Here is a 19,328-nt window from a genome sequence, read left to right as displayed (position 1 = left end):
CACATTGCCGGTAGCCTGCCTCACATCATGTTGATCAGACTGCTCAGGACGTATCTGTCCCCGTACCGCGCGCAGCTGGCGGGGGTCGTTGCGCTCCAGCTGGTTTCGGTCATCGCCATGCTCTACCTGCCGAGCCTGAACGCCGATCTCATCGACAACGGCGTCACCAAGGGCGACATCGACTACATCTGGCACACCGGCCTGTGGATGCTGGCGGTGACCGCGGTGCAGATCGTGGCGTCGGCCTCGTCGGTGTTCCTCGGCGCCCAGGCGGCGATGAGCGCCGGCCGCGACCTGCGCGCCGCGCTGGTGCACCGGGTGGGCACCTTCTCCGCCCGCGAGGTCGGCCTGTTCGGCGCGCCCTCGCTGATCACCCGCAACACCAACGACGTGCAGCAGGTGCAGCTGCTGGTGGTGATGTCGGTGACGGTGCTGGTGATGGCGCCGATCATGTGCGTGGGCGGCATCATCATGGCGCTGCGCGAGGACTTGAAACTGTCCTGGCTGCTGCTCATCGCGGTGCCCGCGCTGGCGTTGGCGATGGGTCTGGTGGTGGCCAGGCTGGTGCCCGGCTTCCGGGAGATGCAGGCCCGCATCGACGTGGTGAACCGGGTGCTGCGCGAGCAGATCACCGGCATCAGGGTGGTCCGCGCCTTCGTGCGGGAACGGCAGGAGACCTGGCGGTTCGGCCTGGCGAACACCGATCTCACCGAGGCCTCGCTGCGGGTGGGCAGGCTGATGGCGCTGATGTTCCCGGTGGTCATGCTGATCAGCAACGTCACCACGGTGGCGGTGATCTGGTTCGGCGGGCACCTGATCGACGACGGCGAACTGCAGATCGGCTCGCTCACCGCGATGCTGTCCTACATCATGCAGATCCTGATGGCGGTCATGATGGCCTCGTTCCTGGCCATGATGGCCCCGCGCGCGGCGGTGTCGGCGGACCGGATCGGCGCCGTGCTCACCACCGAGTCCTCGGTGGTGCCGCCGGAATTCCCGAAGCCGTTCGCCGGTGACCCCGGCCGGGTGGAGTTCGCCGCGGCCGAGTTCGCCTTCCCCGGCGCCGAGAAGCCGGTGCTGCGCGGGATCCGCTTCACCGTCGAGCCGGGCACCACCACCGCGATCGTCGGCTCCACCGGCGCGGGCAAGACCACGCTGCTCAACCTGATCCCGCGACTGATCGACGTCACCGCCGGTGCGGTGTACGTGGGCGGCACCGACGTGCGCGAGCTGGACATGGAACTGCTGCGCGAGCAGATCGGCCTGGTGCCGCAGAAGGCGTACCTGTTCTCCGGGACGGTGGCGAGCAACCTGCGCTACGGCCGACCGGACGCCACCGACGAGGAACTGTGGCGCGCGCTCGAGATCGCCCAGGCCGCCGACTTCGTGCGGGACATGCCGCAGGGACTCGAGACGCCGGTGGCGCAGGGCGGCACCACGGTGTCCGGTGGGCAACGCCAGCGCCTGGCCATCGCCCGCGCCCTGGTGCGCAGGCCGCGGGTGTACCTGTTCGACGACTCGTTCTCCGCGCTCGACGTCGCCACCGACGCCAGGCTGCGCGAGGCGCTGCGCCCCGAGACCAGGGACGCCTCGGTGATCATCGTCGCCCAGCGGGTGTCGACCATCCGCGACGCCGACCAGATCATCGTGCTCGAGGACGGTGAGATGGCGGGCATCGGCACGCACGAGCAGCTGCTGCGCGACTGCGCCGAATACCAGGAGATCGTGGCGTCGCAGCTCAGCGCGCAGGAGGAGGTCCGATGAGGCCGGGTGGACCGGTGCCGGGCGCGCCCGACGCCAAGCCCAAGTCGTTCAAGCCGTCGCTGAAGCGGCTGCTGGCCCGGCTCGCACCCGAGCGGTTCTACGTCTGGTGCATCGTGGTGCTGGCGATCGTCTCGGTCGTGCTGAACACCCTCGGGCCGTATCTGCTCGGCAAGGCCACCAACATCGTCTTCGACGGTGTGGTCGGCAAGAACCTCGAGCAGATGCGCGGGCTGTCCAAGGAGGAGGCCGTCGAGCGGCTGCGCGACTCCGGCAACGACACCCTGGCCGACATGCTCAGCGCCATGAACGTGGTGCCCGGCGTCGGCGTCGATTTCACCGCGGTCGGCCGGGTGCTGTTGGTGGTGCTCGCGCTCTACCTGGCCGCGGCGCTGTTCAGCTGGTTGCAGGCCTACCTGCTCAACATCGTCATCAACCGCACGGTCAAGCGGCTGCGCAGCGACATCGAGGACAAGATCCACCGGCTGCCGTTGCGCTACTTCGACTCCCAGCCGCGCGGCGACGTGCTCAGCCGGGTGACCAACGACGTCGACAACGTCTCGCAGAGCCTGCAGCAGACCATGAGCCAGCTGCTGATGTCGGTGTTCTCGGTGCTGGGCATCCTGATCATGATGTTCTGGATCTCGCCGCTGCTCGCGGTGATCGCCCTGCTCACCGTGCCCGCCGCGATCGTCGTCACCGCGCAGATCGCCAAGCGCTCCAAGCCGCACTTCGTCAACCAGTGGAAGTACACCGGCCTGGTGAACGCGCAGGTGGAGGAGGCCTACACCGGCCACGAGGTGATCACCGCGTTCGGCCGCAACCGCGAGGTGGGCGAGGAGTTCGACCAGCGCAACGACAAGCTCTACGAGTCCAGCTTCAAGGCGCAGTTCATCTCCGGCCTGATCATGCCCTCGATCATGTTCCTCGGGAACGTCAACTTCGTGCTCGTCGCGCTGGTCGGCGGCCTGCGGGTGGCGACGGGGCAGCTCTCGCTGGGTGAGGTGCAGGCCTTCATCCAGTACTCGCGCCAGTTCAGCCAGCCGCTGACCCAGATCGGCACGATGGTGAACCTGCTGCAATCCGGGGTGGCCTCGGCCGAGCGGATCTTCGAGATCCTCGACGCCGAGGAGCAGTCGCCGGACCCGCAGCTGCCCGATGTGCGGCCGCTGGACCGGGGCCGGGTGGAGTTCGAGGCGGTCTCGTTCCGGTACGAGCCGGACAAGCCGGTCATCGAGCGGCTGTCCCTGGTCGCCGAGCCGGGGCACGTGGTCGCGATCGTCGGGCCCACCGGTGCGGGCAAGACCACACTGGTCAACCTGCTGATGCGGTTCTACGAACTCGACGCGGGCACCATCACCATCGACGGGGTCGACATCACCCGGATGAGCCGCGACGCGCTGCGTTCCCGCATCGGCATGGTGTTGCAGGACACTTGGCTGTTCCGCGGCACCATCCGGGAGAACATCGCCTACGGCAATCCGAACGCGAGCGAGGAGGAGATCCTCGCCGCCGCCCGCGCGGCCTACGTCGACCGGTTCGTGCACGCGCTGCCCGACGGCTACGACACCATGATCGACGAGGAGGGCTCCGGCGTCAGCGCGGGCGAGAAGCAGCTCATCACCATCGCACGCGCGTTCCTGGCCAAGCCGTCGATCCTGATCCTGGACGAGGCGACCAGCTCGGTGGACACCCGCACCGAACTGCTGGTGCAGCAGGCCACGGCGGCGCTGCGGCGGGACCGGACCAGCTTCGTCATCGCCCATCGCCTGTCCACCATCCGCGACGCCGACCTGATCGTCGTCATGGAGGCGGGCCGGATCGTCGAGCACGGCACCCATCAGCGGCTGCTCGAGGAGCGCGGCGCCTACTACCGGCTCTACAACGCCCAGTTCGCCGCGGCCGCCGCGGAGGCGTGAGCGCAGGCCGGCGGTGATCCGGCTCGGGGCGTCCGAGACGGCTGCGAGAGGATGAGGACCGTGGTTGCTGCCGAAACGTCCTCAGGGTTCTCCTTCACCGTCGGTACCCGGCTCGACGGCGGCCGGCACGGCCGTACCGGGGTGATCCGCACCCCGCACGGGGAGATCGCCACCCCGGCGTTCGTGCCGGTGGGCACCAAAGCGACGGTGAAGGCGGTGCTGCCCGAGACCATGCGCGAACTCGGCGCGCAGGCGCTGCTCGCCAACGCCTACCACCTCTACCTGCAGCCCGGCGCCGACATCGTCGACGAGGCGGGCGGGCTCGGCGCGTTCATGAACTGGCCGGGGCCCACCTTCACCGACAGCGGCGGCTTCCAGGTGATGTCGCTGGGCGTCGGGTTCAAGAAGGTGCTGGCGATGGAGTCGGTCGGCGTCGCGAACGACGACGTGATCGCCGCGGGCAAGGAACGCCTGGCCACCGTCGACGACGACGGCGTGACCTTCCGCTCGCACCTGGACGGCTCCACGCACCGGTTCACACCGGAGGTGTCGATGGGCATCCAGCACCGGCTCGGCGCCGACATCATGTTCGCCTTCGACGAGCTGACCACCCTGCTCAACACCCGCGGCTACCAGGAGAAGTCGTTGCAGCGCACGCACGAGTGGGCACAGCGCTGCATCGACGAGCACGAACGGCTCACCGCGGCGCGCACGCACCGGCCCTACCAGGCGCTGTTCGCGGTGATCCAGGGCGCGCAGTACGAGGATCTGCGCCGCAAGGCCTGCCGTGACCTGGAGGCGATCCGCGGCGCGGCGGGCACCGCCTTCGACGGCTACGGCATCGGCGGCGCGCTGGAGAAACACAACCTCGGCACGATCGTCGGCTGGTGCAGCGACGAGCTGCCCGAGGAGAAGCCGCGGCACATGCTGGGCATCAGTGAACCGGAGGATCTGTTCGTCGCGGTGGAGAACGGCGCGGACACCTTCGACTGCGTGAATCCCTCCCGGGTGGCGCGCAACGCCGCGATCTACCGGGGTGACGGGCGGTTCAACATCAACACCAGCCGCTACCGCCGCGACTTCACCCCGATCGACGAGGACTGCGACTGCTACACCTGCGCCAACTACACCCGCGCCTACCTGCATCACCTGTTCAAGGCCAAGGAGATGCTGGCCGCCACCCTGTGCACGATCCACAACGAGCGATTCACCGTCCGGCTGGTCGACCGGATCAGGGCGAGCATCGACGGTGGGTACTTCGACGAGTTCAAGGCCGAGACGCTGGGCCGGTGGCAGGGCGGGCGCCGCTGACCCGCCCCGCCGCGCGGCTCAGCTGCGCAGTGGATCGCCCGCGATCGGGGCGTAGGTCGGTTCGTGCTTCTTCAGCAGGCCGATGACGCGATAGGTGACCGGCATGACCAGCACCTCGCACAGCGTCTTCCACAGGAAGCCGACCACGACGTAGTTGACGAACTGCTCCCAGGTCTCGATGCCGATGGCACCGGCGGCGATCGAGCAGAAGATGAGGGTGTCGGCGAATTCCCCGACGACGGTGGAACCGATCAGCCGGGCCCACAGGTGCTTTTCCTTGGTCCGTTCCTTGATCAGTACCAGGGTCGCGGAATTGAGCATCTGGCCGACGAAATAGCCTGCCAGCCCGGCGATCACGAGCCGGGGCACCGGGCCGATGACGCTGCGCAGCGCCTCCTGGTTCTCGTAGAAACCGGCCGCGGGCAGCTCGAGGGCGACGGCGAAACAGAGCACCGTCAGCAGCAGCGCGCCGAAGCCGTAGTAGATCGCCCGGCGGGTGGCACGGAATCCGTACACCTCGCTGAGCACGTCGCCGAGGACGTATGCCAGCGGGAAGAGGAAGAACGCGCCGTCGGTCACGATCGGCAGGATCTGCAACGGGCCGAGGGTGACCGAGCGGTCACCGAAGAACTCGACGCCCTTGGTCGCGCAGATGTTGGAGATGATCAGCGTCGCGGTGAACAGCGCGACGATCAGCGGGTAGTACCCCCGCGCCACCTGGGCGAACGCCACTTGGTCGGACGCGGGGCGCCCAGACCCCTCGTACTCTTCGGTTCTGTTGGAATGACTCACGGGCCCCATCCTCGCAGGTGTGGAATACGCTGTTGTCCATGACGAATCCCGGCGATTCCGACGAGTGGTGGAAGCAGTACGGCGGCGAGGGCGTATCGCCGGACTCCGGCGCCTCCAGCTCCGTCCCGCAGTACCCGACCTCCGGACCGTCGGGGTACCCCTCGGCTCCCCAGTACCCCCAGCAGCCGCCGCAATACCAGCCGCCGCAGTACCAGCCGCCGCAGCCGCAGTACCCGCAGTCGTCGGGGCCGTCGTACCCGCAGCAACCGGGATACGGTTACCCGCAGGCGGGCGGCTACCAGCCGTACGGCGCGCCACCGTCGGGCGGGCTCAACGGCATGGCGCTGGCCTCGATGATCGTCTCCATCGCCGGGGTCGCCTCGTGCTGCTTCATCGTGCCGAGCATCGTCGGCCTGGTGCTGGGCGTCGTCGCCATGAACCAGATGAAGACCTCCGGTGACTACAACGGCAAGGGCATGGCGCAGGCGGGAATCTGGGTCGGCGCGGCGGGTGCGGTCCTCGGCATCGTGTACTGGGTGCTCAACATCGCGATCGGTTTCTCGGCCGGAATGTAGGTCCGCCGCAGACGCGGAAAGGGGCGCTCCCGAGCGGGAGCGCCCCTGTCGTCATCCTGGGATTCAGCCCTTGACGACCTGCGTGCCGCCGGCGAACTTGTCGTGCCAGCCCTGCTTGTTCGGGTCCTGCTCGATGGTGATCATGATGTAGATCGCCAGACCGATCGAGACCAGCCAGCCCACACACGGGATGAGGTTGGTGATCACGTACAGGTTGCGCTTGAACGAGGTCGCCGGGTCGATCTTGGGCGCGCCGCCCGGGGCGAGCACCCGCAGGCCCAGCAGCTTCTTGCCCAGCGTGAAGCCCTGCGTGGTCTCCATCAGCACGAAGTAGCCGATCGGCACGAACGCCAGCAGCGCCGAGACGACGAGCTGGGTGCCGATCCCGGTCGAGCTGTTGGCGAACACGAACGAGAAGATCAGCGCCGGGATCGAGACGATGATGTGGTCGATGACGCGGGCGCCGATGCGGCTGCCGAGGTCACCGGGCTGGGCACCGCCGAGGCCGGGGTCGCCGTATCCGCCGTAGGCCTGCTGCCCGTACGGGTTCTGCGGGTACGGCTGCTGTTCGCCGTACTGGGGCTGCTGGCCGTAGGGCGGCTGCTCGCCGTACTGGGGCTGCTGGCCGTACTGAGGCGGTTGCTGTCCGTAGGGGTCCTTGCCGAAGGGCTGTTGCCCGTACGGTTGCCCGCCCTGTGGGTACGGCTGGCCGTACGGCTGCCCGCCCTGCGGGTTCTGGTTGGGGTCGTACCCACCGCTCGTCATAGCTTCGTCCTCGTCCTCGTCGTCGATCGGATGATCAGTGATCGGTCGAACTCGTACGTTACGGACATTCGCTCGGTTGCAACAACCCGTTGTCGGTGAGTATCCAGGGCTCACGGGGTAAACGGGCCGGATCGAAATCGGCGAGCAGCTCCCGCGGCGGGCGCGGCGGCAGCCCGAGCGAATCGGTCAGCAGGGCCAGCACCTGCTCCGGCGATTTCCCCGCGCGTTGCTGATCGGCCAGGGTGACCGCGCCGTCGCGCTTGGCCAGCCGTTGCCCATCCTTGTTGAGCACCAACGGAACATGGGCGTAGGCGGGGACCGGAAGCCCGAGCAGGGTGGCCAGGTAGGCCTGGCGCGGCGTGGAGGGCAACAGGTCGTCGCCGCGCACCACCTGGTCGACGCCCTGCGCGGCGTCGTCCACGACCACCGCCAGGTTGTAGGCCGGAAGGCCGTCGCCGCGGCGCAACACCACGTCGTCCACGGGGCCGCGGTAGCGGCCGTGCAGCTGGTCGACGATCTCGAAATCGGTGCGCTCGGCCCGCAATCGCAGCGCCGCGGGCCGCCCCTGGGCGCGGCGTTCGGCGCGTTCGGCGTCGCTCAGGTCGCGGCAGGTGCCGGGGTAGGCGCCCAGCGGGCCGTGCGGCGCGGTCGCGGCCTGCTGGATCTCGCGGCGGGTGCAGTAGCACTCGTAGGCCAGTCCGGCCTCGCGCAAACGCGTGATCGCCGCCTCGTACCGGGTGCGCCGCTGGGACTGGCAGACCACCGGGCCGTCCCAGTCCAGGCCGATGGCCCGCAGGTCGGCGAGCTGACGTTGCTGGGCGCCGGGCCGCACCCGGTCCAGATCCTCCACCCGCAACAGGAAGCGCCTGCCGCTGGCGCGGGCGAACAGCCAGGCCAGCAGCGCGGTGCGCAGATTGCCCAGGTGCAGGTCGCCGGACGGGCTCGGCGCGTAGCGGCCCGCGCCGCCGATCGTGGGTGCCTGCACATCAGCCATGGTAGGTACACAGCCGGGGCGCCAGGTCGGCGGCGGTGATCTCGGTGCCCGCGTCCAGTGCGGCCAGCAGCGCGCGGCCGTGCTCGATCAGCCCGCGGCCGTCCACACCGTAGGGGTAGTCCGCGCGCGGTGGCTGCGAGCTATCTCCCCGCAGATACGCCTCCAGCCGCCCGATCGCGCGGGTGAGCAGCGTGCGCGCGCCCTTGGCATTGCCGCGCTGGATATGCGTGATACCCACCGCGTACTGCGCGAGACCCTGCCACAGCATCTTCTCGGCGAACGGCCCGTTCTTCCACGCGGCCTCCAGGACTTCGTGCGCGTTGAACGCCAATCCGTCATCGAGAAGTTGCTGCGCGTAGGACAGCGATTGCTCGGGTGGGAGTTCCAGATCGTCCGGAATTCGCGGCACACCTGTGCTGCCGAGCGGGAGCGGGCGTCCGAGGCGGTCGCGGGGGCGGGGATTCCGCGCGCGACCTGCCTCGTCGCGTGGACGTTCGACCATGACGTCCATGATCCACGTCGCGCGCCCCGGACGCGCGAGGCGGTGGCGGGGCCGACGGCCGTGCGCATCGATCACGGAACAATCACGACACCGCGCCCGGCGGGCGCTCCGCCGATTCCGCGCCCGCTTCTTTACCCGCCGCAATGATTCCGCAAACCGGCGGATTCGCAAGCTTGGCAAACTCGCGCGGTGAATTGGCAAGAGCCGGGCAACCTTCCGTTCGAGCTGCTAGTGTCTACCGCGCGGGGGCCACCCCGCCAGGTGTTCTCACCTCGAACCCGATGGCGTTGACAACGCACGGGAGAGATGCGCGCTACCACCAGGCGCACCACGAGATTCGGCGTTCGTTGCCGGATTCCGGTGCCAGTCAGCACGATCCGGGAAGCAATATCTCGTTCTCGACGCAGCAAAGGAGCTAGTGCCGTGGAGGTTGATGTGACGGGCGCTGTGTGGCGTAAGAGTTCATTCAGCGGCCCCGACGGGAACTGCGTGGAAGTGGCATTTCTCGACGACGGCAACGTAGCGGTCCGCGACACCAAGGACAACGGAAACGGTCCGGTGCTGGCATTCACACCGGGCGAATGGGACGCATTCGTGAGCGGGGTTTCCGCAGGCGAGTTCCGGCGCGGCTGAGCGCCGGCTCGCCCCCGACAGCAGCAACCGGCCCCGAGTCGTCGACACGGACTCGGGGTCGTCGCGTGTCCGGGGACCGATAGGGTCGCGGGCGTGAACCAGGCGGCCGTGAATCGAGTGGCACCGCAGGACGCGATCATGTTCTGGTTGTCGCGCCGCAGCCGCAACGATCTGTTCCTGCTCTACAGCTTCGCCGACCGGGGCCGTCCCACCGCCGAGCTGCGGGCCGCGCTGCTCACCCGCGCCCGGCGGATTCCCGATCTGGCCGTCCGGCTGCGCGAGGTGCCGGGCGATCTGAACTATCCCGCGTGGGTGCCCTGCGCCGTGCTCGACTCGCAGATCGTCGAGCATCGCGGGGTCGCCGACTGGCCGGGGCTGGAGTCGGCCGTGGGGGAACTGCTCGGCACCGGCGTCGACGCCGCCGAGCGACCGTGGCGGGTGCACCTGTTCCGCGGGGTCGGCGGGGCGCCGGGACCGGCCCCGGACGGCGAGACGGCGACCGTCGTGGTGCTCCAGATCTCGCACGCGCTGGCCGACGGGCGGCGCGCGGCCGCCATCGCACGGGAATTGTTCGGGGCCGGGGAGGACGCGGCGGCGGGAGCGCGGTGGCGCGAGGGTCATCCCGGTGCGGCGCAGGCCGACCGCCCTGGCGCTTCCGGGGGAGCGGCGTCGTCGCCCGCTGCTCCGGCACCGTGGGCCGGCGACGTCGTGCCTGCCGTTCTCGGCGCCCTCCTGCTGCCCGTGCACATCGTCCGCACCGTGTTTCGTGGCTACCGCGCCTTTCGGGCGCAGCGGGCACTCGCGGAGTCCACCGCCGCGGGTGCCGTCCCGCCGCCCACGCCCGGCTTCGCGCCGAACCCGCTCAATCCCGCGGCCGTACCCACCGCCCACGCGGTGCGCATGCTGGTTTTCGCGGCGGCGGAGTTGCGGGTGCCGGGACGGACGGTGACCGTCGTGGTGCTGACGGCGGTCTCGGTGGCGCTGTCGGAATACCTGGCGGCGCAGGGCCACCCGGTCGAGCGGCTGGGGGCGCAGGTGCCGATGGGGTCGGCGCGGAACGGAAAACGGCTGCCGCGCAACAACTACCGCAACCTCTCGATCGACCTGGCCGTCGACGAACCGGAGCTGTCCGCCCGTGCCGACCGGATCGCCGCCGCACTGCGGGCGGGCCGCGAACGGGCCGGCCATCCGCTGACCTCGGCGCAGGACCTGGTCACGGCCGTCACGCCCGCCGTCTTCCTCCACCGCGACGTGCGGCGCTGGCCGCTGGACCTGGTGCCGGACAGCATCGCCGGCCACACCGTCGTCTCCAGCGTCGACCGCGGCCCCGCCGACCTGCATTTCGGCGGTCCGGTCCGGTTCACCGCGGGCTTCCCCGCCATCGGCTCGGTGATGCACCTGACCCACGGCGTGCACGGGCTCGGCGAGACCGTCACGGTGTCGATCCATGCCGACCCCGCCGCCGTCGGCGACCCCGACGGATACGCCGCACACCTCCGTGCCGCGGTCACCGAGGTGGTCGCCGCGCTGCGGTGAGCGGCGGCCTGCGTGGTGACGCTCCGCTTCCGCCTTCGGCCGCTGACCGCTCAGGCGGGGTCCGATGTCGCCTGAGCGGGCGGCCTGCGTGGTGACGCTTCGCTGCCGCCTCCGGCCGCTGACCGCTCAGGCGGTGTCGAGCACCGGCTGACGCGCCGGCTTGGCGACGTCCTCGAGTCGTTCGATGCCCAGCTCGGCGCGGGTGGCGTTGACGACGGCGCGCTCCTGCTCGATCGCCTTGCGAATCGCCTTCTCCCACAACGAGTTGATCTCGGTGAACTCCTCGCTGGTGGCCTCGTCGTCCAGTTGCAGTTTGAGATATTGCAGGGTGATGTTGCGGGCCGCGCCGAGGGTGCTCAGCAGATCCTCGCACTGGTTCGGGATCTTCGGCGAGGCCAGCAGCCGCAACCGGTTGATGGTGCCGTTGCAACCCCACAGCGCCTCGTGGATGTCGGCGCCGACCCGCTCCAGCTCGAAGTTGTCGTCGACTTCCCAGCGGTGGCACGACCACAGTTGCTGCCGAACCGAATTCGAGGTCTCCAGCACCGACGACACCGCGGCCACCACCGCCTCGTGCCGCCACTTGTCGTGCTCGCGCCGTTCACCGGCGGTGTGCGCCAACTCCATTCCGCGCCGTGCCTCCTCGAGCGTCTCCCGGTGCCGCTCGTCCGCCGCCTCGATCGCCCGCCGATTGGTCCGGTTGTTCACCGCGAAGCCGATCAGCGCCGCACCGGCCACGATCAGCGAACTGAGAACAGGAAGCCACTGAGTCACCCGGGCATCATCGCACCGACCTGTGGCCCGCGTCTCCCCGGCATGCGTGTTCGCGGTCGATTCGCCCGGCCGGACCCACGGCGCGGCAACACCTGTCGGGAGTAGGCTGCCAGTGGCCCGCCGATGGGCTGCCCGCGACCCCGGTCAGGAGCGTCGGCATGACGCGACAACACCAGCCCGAAAACGGACCCGCGCACACCGCCGCCGCCCGCGGGTGGGATCTCGCCTATGCCGCGGGCTGGCGACTGGTGCGCGCACTGCCCGAACGGTGGGCGATGTGGCTGTTCCTGGCGGCGGCCGACCGGGCGGCGCGCGACGGCGGCCCGGCGCAGTTGCGGCGCAACCTCGCGCGGGTGCTGGCCGTCACGCCGGACCGGGTACCCGACGACCTCGTGCGGGCGAGCCTGCGCTCCTACGCGCGGTACTGGTGCGAGGCGTTCCGGCTGCCGTCGATGGACCCGGTTCGCCTGGCCGAGCGGATCGAGAACTCCGCCACCGGTCTGGACCACATCCACGACGCGGTGGCGGGCGGGCGCGGAGTGATCCTGGCCCTGCCGCACAGCGGCAACTGGGACCTGGCCGGGGTGTGGCTGGTGCAACGGGTGGGCACGCCCACCGTGGTGGCCGAGCGGCTGGCGCCGGAATCGCTGTTCCGGCGCTTCGTCCGGTTCCGCGAGCGGCTGGGGTTCGAGATCATTCCGCTCACCGGCGGCGCGACCGCACCGTTCGAGCAGCTCGCCGCACGGCTGCGGCAGGGCAGGGTCGTCGGCCTGCTCGGTGAACGCGACCTGACCGCCACCGGCGTGCCGGTCTCCTTCTTCGGCGAACCCGCCCGGATGCCCGCAGGCCCGGCCCGGCTGGCAATCGATACCGGCGCTCCGCTGTTGCCGGTGCACTGCTGGTTCACCCCCGACGGCTGGGGATTCTCGGTCGGCGCACCCCTGGACACCGGCGGCGGCGTGCAGCCGACCACGCAGGCGCTGGCCGACCACTTCGCCGCCGGGATCGCCGCCCACCCGGCCGACTGGCACATGCTCCAGCCGCTGTGGACCGCCGACCGCCGCCGGCGTGAGCACCGGCCGGGCATCTGATCGCCGAGACGGAAAAGGCCCGGTCCAGCGCATACCGCACCGAACCGGGCCTCTTCGTGGCGGAGGATAGGGGATTTGAACCCCTGAGGGCGTTAACCCAACCCGCGTTCCAGGCGAGCGCCATAGGCCACTAGGCGAATCCTCCGTGGAGCAGCATAGCGGGTCGGGCGGGGTGGACACCAAACCGCCCCCGGCCGACGGGGTGGGGGAGGGGGTGGCGGCGGGCGGCGCCGCGACCCGCTACACTGGCCGACGGATCCCGCGCGGCGCGCATCCTGTGAACTCCCCCAGGGCCGGAAGGCAGCAAGGGTCAACGGGCTCTGCCGGGTGCGCGGGGTCCCCTTAATTCGAGGCCGCTCGGCCCCTCGGGGCGCCCCGTCGACCGGCTCCGGCTCCCGTGCAGAATCCGGGGCTGTGGGCGGGCGTCACGGCCGAATCCCCGCGAAGAACACCCCCCACTTCGGCACCGGGTCCGGGTAACGTGAACACCGCTTCCGCGTGGGCCCGATCGGTCCGGACGGATGTCGCCCCTGTCACCCCCGCTGCTTGGAAAGGCTGTCCAGGATGCCCCGGCAAACGCAGATCGGTTTGATGAGCCATGACGAGCTCGTGTCCGAACACGAGACCCAGTCCGCGAACTACGCGAAGCTCAAGACCGAGAAGCTCACCCTGGACCTGACCAGGGGCAAGCCCTCGCCGGAGCAGCTCGACCTCTCGGCCGCCCTGCTCTCACTGCCCGGCGACGGCGACTACCGCGACGGCACCGGCACCGACTGCCGCAACTACGGCGGTCTGCACGGCCTGCCCGAACTGCGCGCGATCTTCGGTGAACTCCTGAACATCCCCGTCGACAACCTCCTGGCGGGCAACAACGCCAGCCTCGAGCTGATGCACGACGTCATCACCTACGCGATGCTCTACGGCACGAACGATTCCGAACGCCGTTGGGCCGACGAGCCGGTGCTGAAGTTCCTGTGTCCGGCGCCCGGCTACGACCGGCACTTCGCGATCACCGAGGCGCTCGGCATCGAGATGATCCCGGTGCCGATGCTGCACGACGGCCCCGACACCCACAAGATCGCCGAACTGCTCGCCGCCGACCCGGCGATCAAGGGCCTGTGGGCGGTGCCGAACTACTCCAACCCCACCGGTGTCGTCTTCTCCGAAGAAGTTGTGCGCGAACTGGTTTCGATGCCCGCCGCGGCGCCGGACTTCCGCCTGTTCTGGGACAACGCCTACGCGGTGCACCCGCTCACCGACACCGCAGCCCCGGTCTACGACGTGCTCGGCATGGCGGCCGAGGCGGGGCATCCGAACCGGCCGATCGTGTTCGCCTCCACCTCCAAGATCACCTTCGCCGGTGCCGGGGTCAGCTTCCTCGGCGGCTCCACCGCCAACCTCGAGTGGTACCTCGGTCACGCGGCGAAGAAGAGCATCGGCCCCGACAAGATCAACCAGCTGCGCCACCTGCGGTTCTTCGGCGACGCCGACGGGGTGCGCGCGCACATGCAGAAGCACCGGGCGATCCTGGAGCCGAAGTTCGCGCTGGTGCGCCGCATCCTCGAGGACCGCCTCGGCGCATCCAAGGTGGCCTCGTGGACCGAGCCCAAGGGCGGCTACTTCATCAGCCTCGACGTGCTCGAGGGCACCGCGAGCCGGGTGATCGCGCTGGCCAAGGACGCGGGTATCGCGCTCACCGCCGCAGGCTCGGCCTTCCCGTACCGGAAGGACCCCGAAGACAAGAACATTCGCATCGCGCCGAGCTTCCCGAAGCTGCCCGAGCTGGAGAAGGCGATGGACGGCCTGGCCACCTGCGTGCTGCTGGCCGCCACCGAGAAACTCCTGGAGAAGTAGGCCGACTACTCGGCTTCCAGCTCGGCTTTCAATCGCGCGAGGTCGGCGCGGTTGGCCCGGCGCACCGCCGACTCCAGCACCGGGGCGAGCACGCGGCTGAACCCCGCGGGCTCGCCCCGGTTGCGCAGCGTCATGCGGGTGCCCGCCGCGGTCGGCTCCCAGGTGTAGCTGGTCTCCATCGGGAACGGGCCGCGCGCGGTCCGCATCACCAGCAGGCTGCCGGGCACGTATTCGGTCACCTCGTAGGTGTAGACCAGTCGTCTGCCCAGGAACTGCGCGGCGAACTCCAGCTGCGAGCCGGTGCGCAGCGGCGGTTCGCTCACCCAGCGCACCTCGTGGATGTTGGCATACCAGCGGGGCACGTTCGTGGGATCGGCGGCGAAGGCGGCCACGGTCGACGGCGGCCGATCGATGACGATCTCGGTGCGCACGTCGACCCGCATCGCCGCGCCCCGCTCAGCTCGGCTTGTGGGCGAGCACCGCGAACATCGTCACCGACAGGTGGATGTCGCCGGTGCGCGCGCCGCGCTCGAGACCGGCCAGCAGCTCGTCGCGTTCCTTCTCGCTGATCGCCCCGCGCGCAACCGCCATCGCCGAGATGCGGTCGACCAGCGAGCCGGGGCCCACCGCGCGGTCCTGGATCAGCGCGTGCGAGCCGATCTCGTCGATGACCAGCCCCGCCTGGGTGAGCAGGCCGGGCAACCTGCGGCCGGACAGCGGATTGGTGGTCGCCGAGATCAGCGTCTCGACCACCTGACGAACCACCCGGCGGTCACCCGGGTGGATGATCGCGGTGTCCCAGTCGACGTCCATCACCACGGTGCGACCGCCCGGGCGCAGCACCCGCGCGATCTCGCTCGCGGCACGCGCCGGGGCGGTGAGATGCTGGAAGACGCGCTCGGACAGCACCGCGTCGAAATAGTCGGCGCCGAACGGGATTCCGTAGGCGTCGCCGGAGTGGAACTTCGCGGACACGCCCTGCTCGCCGGCCCGGCGCTCGGCCGCGGCGAGCAGATTCGGATCTGGCTCGACGCCGACGGCCTCACCGGTGGGCCCGACCGCCCGGGCGAAGGCGAAGACCTCCGAGCCCGTGCCCGAGCCGATGTCCACGGCGCGTTCGCCGGGTCGCACGGCCAGCGCCTGGTGGGCCCAGGTGCGTAGCCGCTGGATGCCGGGCAGGGCCGCCTGCAGATCGCGAACGTCGACCAACTGATCCTGGCCCGCGCTGTCGAAGCGATCCGGGCGCAATCCGTAACTGTCCATGCGCACGTGTCCGTCCATGGGTGTCGCCGTCGTCGAAGACATGGCCAGAGCCTACGCGGCACACCGGTATGTCGCGACGCCGACCTGTGAGCCCGGTCACCTCCCGGTGACCGGGAAGGACGGGCAGCGCGGCCCGGCCCGATGTCTCTACCGTCCCGGAGCACGCGAGCCGAATCGGCTCACGATCGAAAGGAAGCTCCCGTGAAATTCCCGCATGTGGCGCGGGGTGTGGTCGCGGTGTCCGCGGTCGCCCTCGTCGGAGTTCTGCCCACCCTCACCGCACCCGCCCAGGCCGGCCCGCTCGCGCCGATGCTGGAGGCGCCGGGCCGCGACCAGCGCCCGCTCGACCTGGCGCACGCGCCCAACGCCCGCGACATCGGCGGCTATCCGGTGCGCGGGGGCGGCAAGGTGCGCTTCGGCGTCGTCTACCGCGCCGACGCACTGGCCAAGCTCGACGGCGCCGAGCAGCAGCGGCTGGTCGACCTCGGCGTGCAGCAGGTGATCGATTTCCGCAGCCCGACCGAGGTGGCGCAGGCGCCCGACAAGCTGCCGGTCGCCATCCGCCGCACCGAGTACCCGGTCTACGACGCGAACAACGACCTCTACGTGCTGATGTCGCGGCTGATCGCGGGCGGACCGCAGGCCCAGCGCGAGGCACTCGGCGACGGCAAGGGCGTGCAGTACATGAGCGACTACTACCGCTGGCTGGTCACCGACGCGTCCGCCCGCGGGCAATTCGCCGCGGCGCTGCGCGACATCGCGGGCGCCCCGGGGGCCGTGCTCTACCACTGCACCGCCGGCAAGGACCGCACCGGCTGGATGACCGCGATCCTGTTCTCCGTGCTCGGCGTGCCCGACGGCCAGATCTACCAGGACTTCCTGGCCTCCAACGCCAACCTGGCCGCGGGCAACAAGGCACTGCTGGACAACCTCGTGGCCCAGGGCCTCGTCGAGGACCCCGAACTGTGGGAGCCGATCCTCGGGGTGCAGCGGGAGTTCCTCGACGCGGCCTTCGACCAGGTGCGCCGGTCCTACGGCTCGATGGACGAATTCCTCACCGCCGGACTCGGACTCGACACCGCGACACTGGACGCACTGCGGAGCGCACTGGTCGGGTAGGGGGCGCCCTGCGTGGTGACGCTGCGCTGCCGCCTCCGGGCGCTGACCCGCTCAGGCTGTGTTTGTTTGTGCCTGAGCGGGGCGCCCTGCGTGGTGACGCTGCGCTACCGCCTCCGGGCGCTGACCCGCTCAGGCGACGCAGAACTCGTTGCCCTCCGGGTCTTGCATGACCCACCAGTGGCCGGCGGGGCCCATGTCGACCTCGCGCACGCGTTCGGCGCCGAGCCCTTCCAGGCGCTCGACCATCGCGTCCCGGCCCTCCGGTCCGGCGTCGAGGTCCGGGTGCATGCGGTTCTTGACCGACTTGTGCTCGGGCACGTCCTGGAAGAGCAGGCGGCGGCCCCGCCCGATACCGCTGACCGGGTCGAACGGGTCGTCGGGGTGCCGGATCGCGGCGTACCCGCGGAAGATCTTGCCGCCGCGGTGCTCGGCCACCTGGTCCGGCGGGAGATGCCCGGCCGCGAGCAACTGCTCGATGAGCGGGCTCGGGTCCTCCACCTGGTAGCCGAGGGCCGCCGCCCAGAAATCGGCGAGCACCGGCGCATCGCGACTGTCCACAGTCAGGGTCCAGTTCACAGCCATGGTGGCGAACCTACCGCGCCCTCCTGACACGGTGGGATGATCGAGGCAGGAAACCACCGGCTACCGGGAAAGGACCGCATGTGACCGTGACGTTGTGTCTCGCCCAGGAACCCGAGGCGGACAAATTGCTGTCGGAGGATCCGTTCGCGCTCCTCACCGGGATGCTGCTGGATCAGCAATATCCGCTCGAACACGCCTTCCGCGGGCCGCGCAAGATCGCCGAGCGAATGGACGGCTTCGACATCCGCCGCATCGCCGAGGCCGATCCGCAGGAATTCGAGGAGTTGTGCGCCACGCCGCCCGCCATTCACCGGTACGGCCGGTCGATGGCTCGGCGCACCCAGGATCTGGCGCGTTACGTGCTCGAACACTATGACGGCGACACCACCCGGATCTGGAGCGAGGGCGACCCGGACGGCGCCACCGTACTGCGCAGGCTCGAGGACCTGCCCGGCTACGGAAAACAGAAGGCGCGCATCTTCCTCGCGCTGCTCGGCAAGCAACTCGGCGTGCGGCCGAAGGGCTGGGAAAAGGCCGCGGGCGATTATGCCGAGCCGAATTCGCGGCGGTCCGCCGCCGACATCACCGACGGCCAGTCGTTGCTCGAGGTGCGCGCGTTCAAGAAGCAGATGAAGGCGCAGGCGAAGGCCACCGCGGGCTGAAGCCCGGCGGTGCGTTGAAATCTCGCTGCGTTTTTCCCTCGTCGGTGGTGGGGCAATTGCTCGATGCTTGCGGCTCGAACAGCTCCACCGGATGAGGGATTGCAGCACTGATGAGTAAAAGCAAGCTCGCCGTGATCGCGGCGTTGGTGTCCATCGCGACCGGGGTGGCCGCGGGCACCGCGGGCGCCGCGCCCGAGGCCCCCGCGCCGGAGGCGGTGAACTTCACGGCGCAGTCGACCGACACCCAGTCGATCATCACCACCGACGCGGGGTCGCTGGTCGTCGAGGACGAGGTCTTCAAGATCAAGGCGTCCGACGGCACCGTGCTCGCGGGCACCCCGCTGCGGTTCCGGATCGATGATTTCGAATTCCCGATCGCCGCCGACATCAGCGGTCGCACCGCCACCCTGACCCCGCAGTTCGACCGCGAGCACGCCGTCTACAAGCCGGTCGCCCTGCCGTTCGAGGACAAGGCGCCGTGGAAGAGCGAGTACGACCGCGAGGTCGCGGCCTGGACCCGGCTCACCAACACGATCAGCATGGGCGCCACGATCGGCACCCTGGTCGGTGGCCTGGGCGGCGCGGCGGTGGGTTGCGTGCTCGGCGGCATCGCGGGTGCGACCGTGGCCTCGGCGACCATCGTCGGCCTGTTCGGTCCGTTCATCCCGGCCGCGGCCATCGGCTGCCTCGGCGGCATCATCGCCGTCGGCGCGCTCGGTACCGTCGCGGGCCAGTTGCTGGTGACCGCCCCGGTGGCGATCGCCGCGGCGATCCAGTACTTCACCACCATCAACCAGCCGTTCAACGCCCCCGCGCCGGCCAAGTAGCCATCGGTAAACCGGCCCCGCTCAACGCGTTTCGCGTCGGGCGGGGCCGGTTCGTGTGTTCAGGGCTGTTGACGGCGATCTGTGGCCTGGCGCACCCCGGGTGGCGGAAAGCTTGGTACGCCGCCGTCGCCGGTGTTACCTTTCCTTTATGTCTTCCAGCCGTCCGAGTGCCACGCGGGTCACCTACGTGACCGCCGCGCTGGGCCTGCGGCTGCCGCTGACGCGGGAACTGTGTTGTTCCCGTCGTCGGCGCTGAGTCTCGATCTTCGCTCACCGGTCTCGATCCACACTCCGGTCTCGATCCTCGCTCACGCGCCACCGTCGCCGAACGTGTAGGCACGGCCCGTCTCCGGCGGGTCCTCAGCAAG

At 69.9% G+C, this 19,328-nt stretch carries 19 protein-coding genes, 1 tRNA gene and 1 other RNA gene; 12 read left to right on the top strand and 9 right to left on the bottom strand.

Annotated features, from left to right (window positions below):
* The first annotated feature begins 27 nt into the window (after nt 1–27).
* From AMO33_RS19375 to tgt, 3 genes are read left to right on the top strand one after another with little or no spacing between them, the layout of a single operon-like run.
* Nucleotides 28–1,764: an ABC transporter ATP-binding protein gene (locus AMO33_RS19375; RefSeq protein ID WP_011206792.1), complete on the top strand. Its 1,737-nt coding sequence runs from the start codon at nt 28–30 to the stop codon at nt 1,762–1,764.
* Nucleotides 1,761–3,680 carry an ABC transporter ATP-binding protein gene (locus AMO33_RS19370; protein WP_060593817.1) on the top strand — a complete coding sequence of 640 codons (1,920 nt, stop codon included), beginning with the start codon at nt 1,761–1,763 and terminating at the stop codon, nt 3,678–3,680. The genes AMO33_RS19375 and AMO33_RS19370 overlap by 4 nt, the downstream gene beginning before the upstream one ends.
* A 51-nt stretch (nt 3,681–3,731) precedes the next feature.
* Nucleotides 3,732–4,991: a tRNA guanosine(34) transglycosylase Tgt gene (tgt, locus tag AMO33_RS19365; protein ID WP_060593816.1), complete on the top strand. Its 1,260-nt coding sequence runs from the start codon at nt 3,732–3,734 to the stop codon at nt 4,989–4,991.
* An 18-nt stretch (nt 4,992–5,009) separates the two neighbouring features.
* Here tgt and AMO33_RS19360 read toward each other — a convergent pair whose 3' ends face one another.
* Complete coding sequence (locus AMO33_RS19360; protein ID WP_228786809.1) at nt 5,010–5,792, bottom strand: queuosine precursor transporter; 783 nt, start codon at nt 5,790–5,792, stop codon at nt 5,010–5,012.
* Nucleotides 5,793–5,821: 29 nt separating this feature from the next.
* Between AMO33_RS19360 and AMO33_RS19355 the strand changes: the two genes are divergently transcribed.
* Nucleotides 5,822–6,358 (top strand): DUF4190 domain-containing protein, encoded by a 537-nt coding sequence (locus AMO33_RS19355; RefSeq protein WP_060593814.1) that lies wholly within the window; start codon nt 5,822–5,824, stop codon nt 6,356–6,358.
* A 63-nt stretch (nt 6,359–6,421) separates the two neighbouring features.
* On the opposite strand, the gene AMO33_RS19350 is transcribed toward AMO33_RS19355, so the two are convergent.
* The 3 genes from AMO33_RS19350 to AMO33_RS19340 are packed head-to-tail and all read right to left on the bottom strand — an operon-like array spanning nt 6,422 to nt 8,619.
* Nucleotides 6,422–7,123 carry an RDD family protein gene (locus tag AMO33_RS19350; RefSeq protein ID WP_060593813.1) on the bottom strand — a complete coding sequence of 234 codons (702 nt, stop codon included), beginning with the start codon at nt 7,121–7,123 and terminating at the stop codon, nt 6,422–6,424.
* 58 nt (nt 7,124–7,181) lie between these two features.
* On the bottom strand, nt 7,182–8,117 hold the full coding sequence (gene gluQRS, locus AMO33_RS19345; protein WP_060593812.1) for a tRNA glutamyl-Q(34) synthetase GluQRS: 936 nt from the start codon (nt 8,115–8,117) through the stop codon (nt 7,182–7,184).
* Complete coding sequence (locus tag AMO33_RS19340) at nt 8,110–8,619, bottom strand: DUF309 domain-containing protein (RefSeq protein ID WP_060595047.1); 510 nt, start codon at nt 8,617–8,619, stop codon at nt 8,110–8,112. Before AMO33_RS19340 ends, gluQRS begins: the two co-directional genes overlap by 8 nt.
* A 423-nt stretch (nt 8,620–9,042) precedes the next feature.
* Here AMO33_RS19340 and AMO33_RS32260 point away from each other — a divergent pair, with 423 nt between their 5' ends.
* Both AMO33_RS32260 and AMO33_RS19330 read left to right on the top strand, forming a co-directional pair.
* A complete protein-coding gene (locus AMO33_RS32260) occupies nt 9,043–9,252 on the top strand; it encodes a DUF397 domain-containing protein (RefSeq protein ID WP_041559757.1) in 210 nt (69 codons plus the stop codon).
* A gap of 93 nt (nt 9,253–9,345) precedes the next feature.
* On the top strand, nt 9,346–10,788 hold the full coding sequence (locus AMO33_RS19330) for a WS/DGAT/MGAT family O-acyltransferase (RefSeq protein ID WP_060593811.1): 1,443 nt from the start codon (nt 9,346–9,348) through the stop codon (nt 10,786–10,788).
* A gap of 126 nt (nt 10,789–10,914) precedes the next feature.
* On the opposite strand, the gene AMO33_RS19325 is transcribed toward AMO33_RS19330, so the two are convergent.
* The gene (locus tag AMO33_RS19325; RefSeq protein WP_011206801.1) at nt 10,915–11,562 is read right to left on the bottom strand and encodes a hypothetical protein; all 648 of its coding nucleotides are present in this window, start codon (nt 11,560–11,562) and stop codon (nt 10,915–10,917) included.
* Nucleotides 11,563–11,720: 158 nt separating this feature from the next.
* Here AMO33_RS19325 and AMO33_RS19320 point away from each other — a divergent pair, with 158 nt between their 5' ends.
* Nucleotides 11,721–12,653: a phosphatidylinositol mannoside acyltransferase gene (locus AMO33_RS19320; protein ID WP_060593810.1), complete on the top strand. Its 933-nt coding sequence runs from the start codon at nt 11,721–11,723 to the stop codon at nt 12,651–12,653.
* Between the two features lie 57 nt (nt 12,654–12,710).
* Here AMO33_RS19320 and AMO33_RS19315 read toward each other — a convergent pair.
* A tRNA-Ser gene (locus AMO33_RS19315) sits at nt 12,711–12,798 on the bottom strand.
* Between the two features lie 106 nt (nt 12,799–12,904).
* Between AMO33_RS19315 and ffs the strand changes: the two genes are divergently transcribed.
* Together ffs and AMO33_RS19305 are read left to right on the top strand one after the other, a co-directional pair.
* Nucleotides 12,905–12,999: signal recognition particle sRNA small type (gene ffs / locus AMO33_RS19310), an RNA gene on the top strand.
* A gap of 218 nt (nt 13,000–13,217) precedes the next feature.
* Nucleotides 13,218–14,507 (top strand): aminotransferase class I/II-fold pyridoxal phosphate-dependent enzyme, encoded by a 1,290-nt coding sequence (locus tag AMO33_RS19305; RefSeq protein ID WP_060593809.1) that lies wholly within the window; start codon nt 13,218–13,220, stop codon nt 14,505–14,507.
* Between the two features lie 5 nt (nt 14,508–14,512).
* On the opposite strand, the gene AMO33_RS19300 is transcribed toward AMO33_RS19305, so the two are convergent.
* Complete coding sequence (locus AMO33_RS19300; RefSeq protein ID WP_060593808.1) at nt 14,513–14,950, bottom strand: SRPBCC family protein; 438 nt, start codon at nt 14,948–14,950, stop codon at nt 14,513–14,515.
* Between the two features lie 13 nt (nt 14,951–14,963).
* Nucleotides 14,964–15,812: a class I SAM-dependent methyltransferase gene (locus AMO33_RS19295; RefSeq protein ID WP_011206805.1), complete on the bottom strand. Its 849-nt coding sequence runs from the start codon at nt 15,810–15,812 to the stop codon at nt 14,964–14,966.
* 159 nt (nt 15,813–15,971) lie between these two features.
* Here AMO33_RS19295 and AMO33_RS19290 point away from each other — a divergent pair, with 159 nt between their 5' ends.
* The gene (locus AMO33_RS19290) at nt 15,972–16,889 is read left to right on the top strand and encodes a tyrosine-protein phosphatase (RefSeq protein ID WP_240327264.1); all 918 of its coding nucleotides are present in this window, start codon (nt 15,972–15,974) and stop codon (nt 16,887–16,889) included.
* 129 nt (nt 16,890–17,018) lie between these two features.
* Here the strand turns inward: AMO33_RS19290 and AMO33_RS19285 are convergent, their stop codons facing one another.
* Entirely contained in the window at nt 17,019–17,471 is a 453-nt protein-coding gene (locus tag AMO33_RS19285; protein WP_011206807.1) for a VOC family protein, read from the bottom strand.
* Nucleotides 17,472–17,551: 80 nt separating this feature from the next.
* Between AMO33_RS19285 and AMO33_RS19280 the strand changes: the two genes are divergently transcribed.
* Both AMO33_RS19280 and AMO33_RS19275 read left to right on the top strand, forming a co-directional pair.
* Nucleotides 17,552–18,133: an HhH-GPD-type base excision DNA repair protein gene (locus AMO33_RS19280; RefSeq protein WP_060593807.1), complete on the top strand. Its 582-nt coding sequence runs from the start codon at nt 17,552–17,554 to the stop codon at nt 18,131–18,133.
* Between the two features lie 110 nt (nt 18,134–18,243).
* Nucleotides 18,244–18,960, top strand: a complete 717-nt coding sequence (locus AMO33_RS19275; protein WP_060593806.1) for a hypothetical protein — start codon at nt 18,244–18,246, stop codon at nt 18,958–18,960.
* Nucleotides 18,961–19,328: the final 368 nt, after the last annotated feature.

It is taken from the genome of Nocardia farcinica (assembly GCF_001182745.1).
GTDB lineage: Bacteria > Actinomycetota > Actinomycetes > Mycobacteriales > Mycobacteriaceae > Nocardia > Nocardia farcinica.
Note: the sequence above shows the minus strand (reverse complement) of the source record. Positions and strands in the feature narration are given on the sequence as shown.

Excerpts from the sequence above, each read along its gene's own strand:
- AMO33_RS19375 (WP_011206792.1), top strand. The coding sequence starts at position 28 with ATGTTGATCAGACTGCTCAGGACGTATCTGTCCCCGTACCGCGCGCAG.
- AMO33_RS19370 (WP_060593817.1), top strand. The coding sequence starts at position 1,761 with ATGAGGCCGGGTGGACCGGTGCCGGGCGCGCCCGACGCCAAGCCCAAG.
- tgt (WP_060593816.1), top strand. The coding sequence starts at position 3,732 with ATGAGGACCGTGGTTGCTGCCGAAACGTCCTCAGGGTTCTCCTTCACC.
- AMO33_RS19360 (WP_228786809.1), bottom strand. The coding sequence starts at position 5,792 with ATGGGGCCCGTGAGTCATTCCAACAGAACCGAAGAGTACGAGGGGTCT.
- AMO33_RS19355 (WP_060593814.1), top strand. The coding sequence starts at position 5,822 with ATGACGAATCCCGGCGATTCCGACGAGTGGTGGAAGCAGTACGGCGGC.
- AMO33_RS19350 (WP_060593813.1), bottom strand. The coding sequence starts at position 7,123 with ATGACGAGCGGTGGGTACGACCCCAACCAGAACCCGCAGGGCGGGCAG.
- gluQRS (WP_060593812.1), bottom strand. The coding sequence starts at position 8,117 with ATGGCTGATGTGCAGGCACCCACGATCGGCGGCGCGGGCCGCTACGCG.
- AMO33_RS19340 (WP_060595047.1), bottom strand. The coding sequence starts at position 8,619 with ATGGTCGAACGTCCACGCGACGAGGCAGGTCGCGCGCGGAATCCCCGC.
- AMO33_RS19320 (WP_060593810.1), top strand. The coding sequence starts at position 11,721 with ATGACGCGACAACACCAGCCCGAAAACGGACCCGCGCACACCGCCGCC.
- AMO33_RS19305 (WP_060593809.1), top strand. The coding sequence starts at position 13,218 with ATGCCCCGGCAAACGCAGATCGGTTTGATGAGCCATGACGAGCTCGTG.
- AMO33_RS19300 (WP_060593808.1), bottom strand. The coding sequence starts at position 14,950 with ATGCGGGTCGACGTGCGCACCGAGATCGTCATCGATCGGCCGCCGTCG.
- AMO33_RS19295 (WP_011206805.1), bottom strand. The coding sequence starts at position 15,812 with ATGTCTTCGACGACGGCGACACCCATGGACGGACACGTGCGCATGGAC.
- AMO33_RS19285 (WP_011206807.1), bottom strand. The coding sequence starts at position 17,471 with ATGGCTGTGAACTGGACCCTGACTGTGGACAGTCGCGATGCGCCGGTG.
- AMO33_RS19275 (WP_060593806.1), top strand. The coding sequence starts at position 18,244 with ATGAGTAAAAGCAAGCTCGCCGTGATCGCGGCGTTGGTGTCCATCGCG.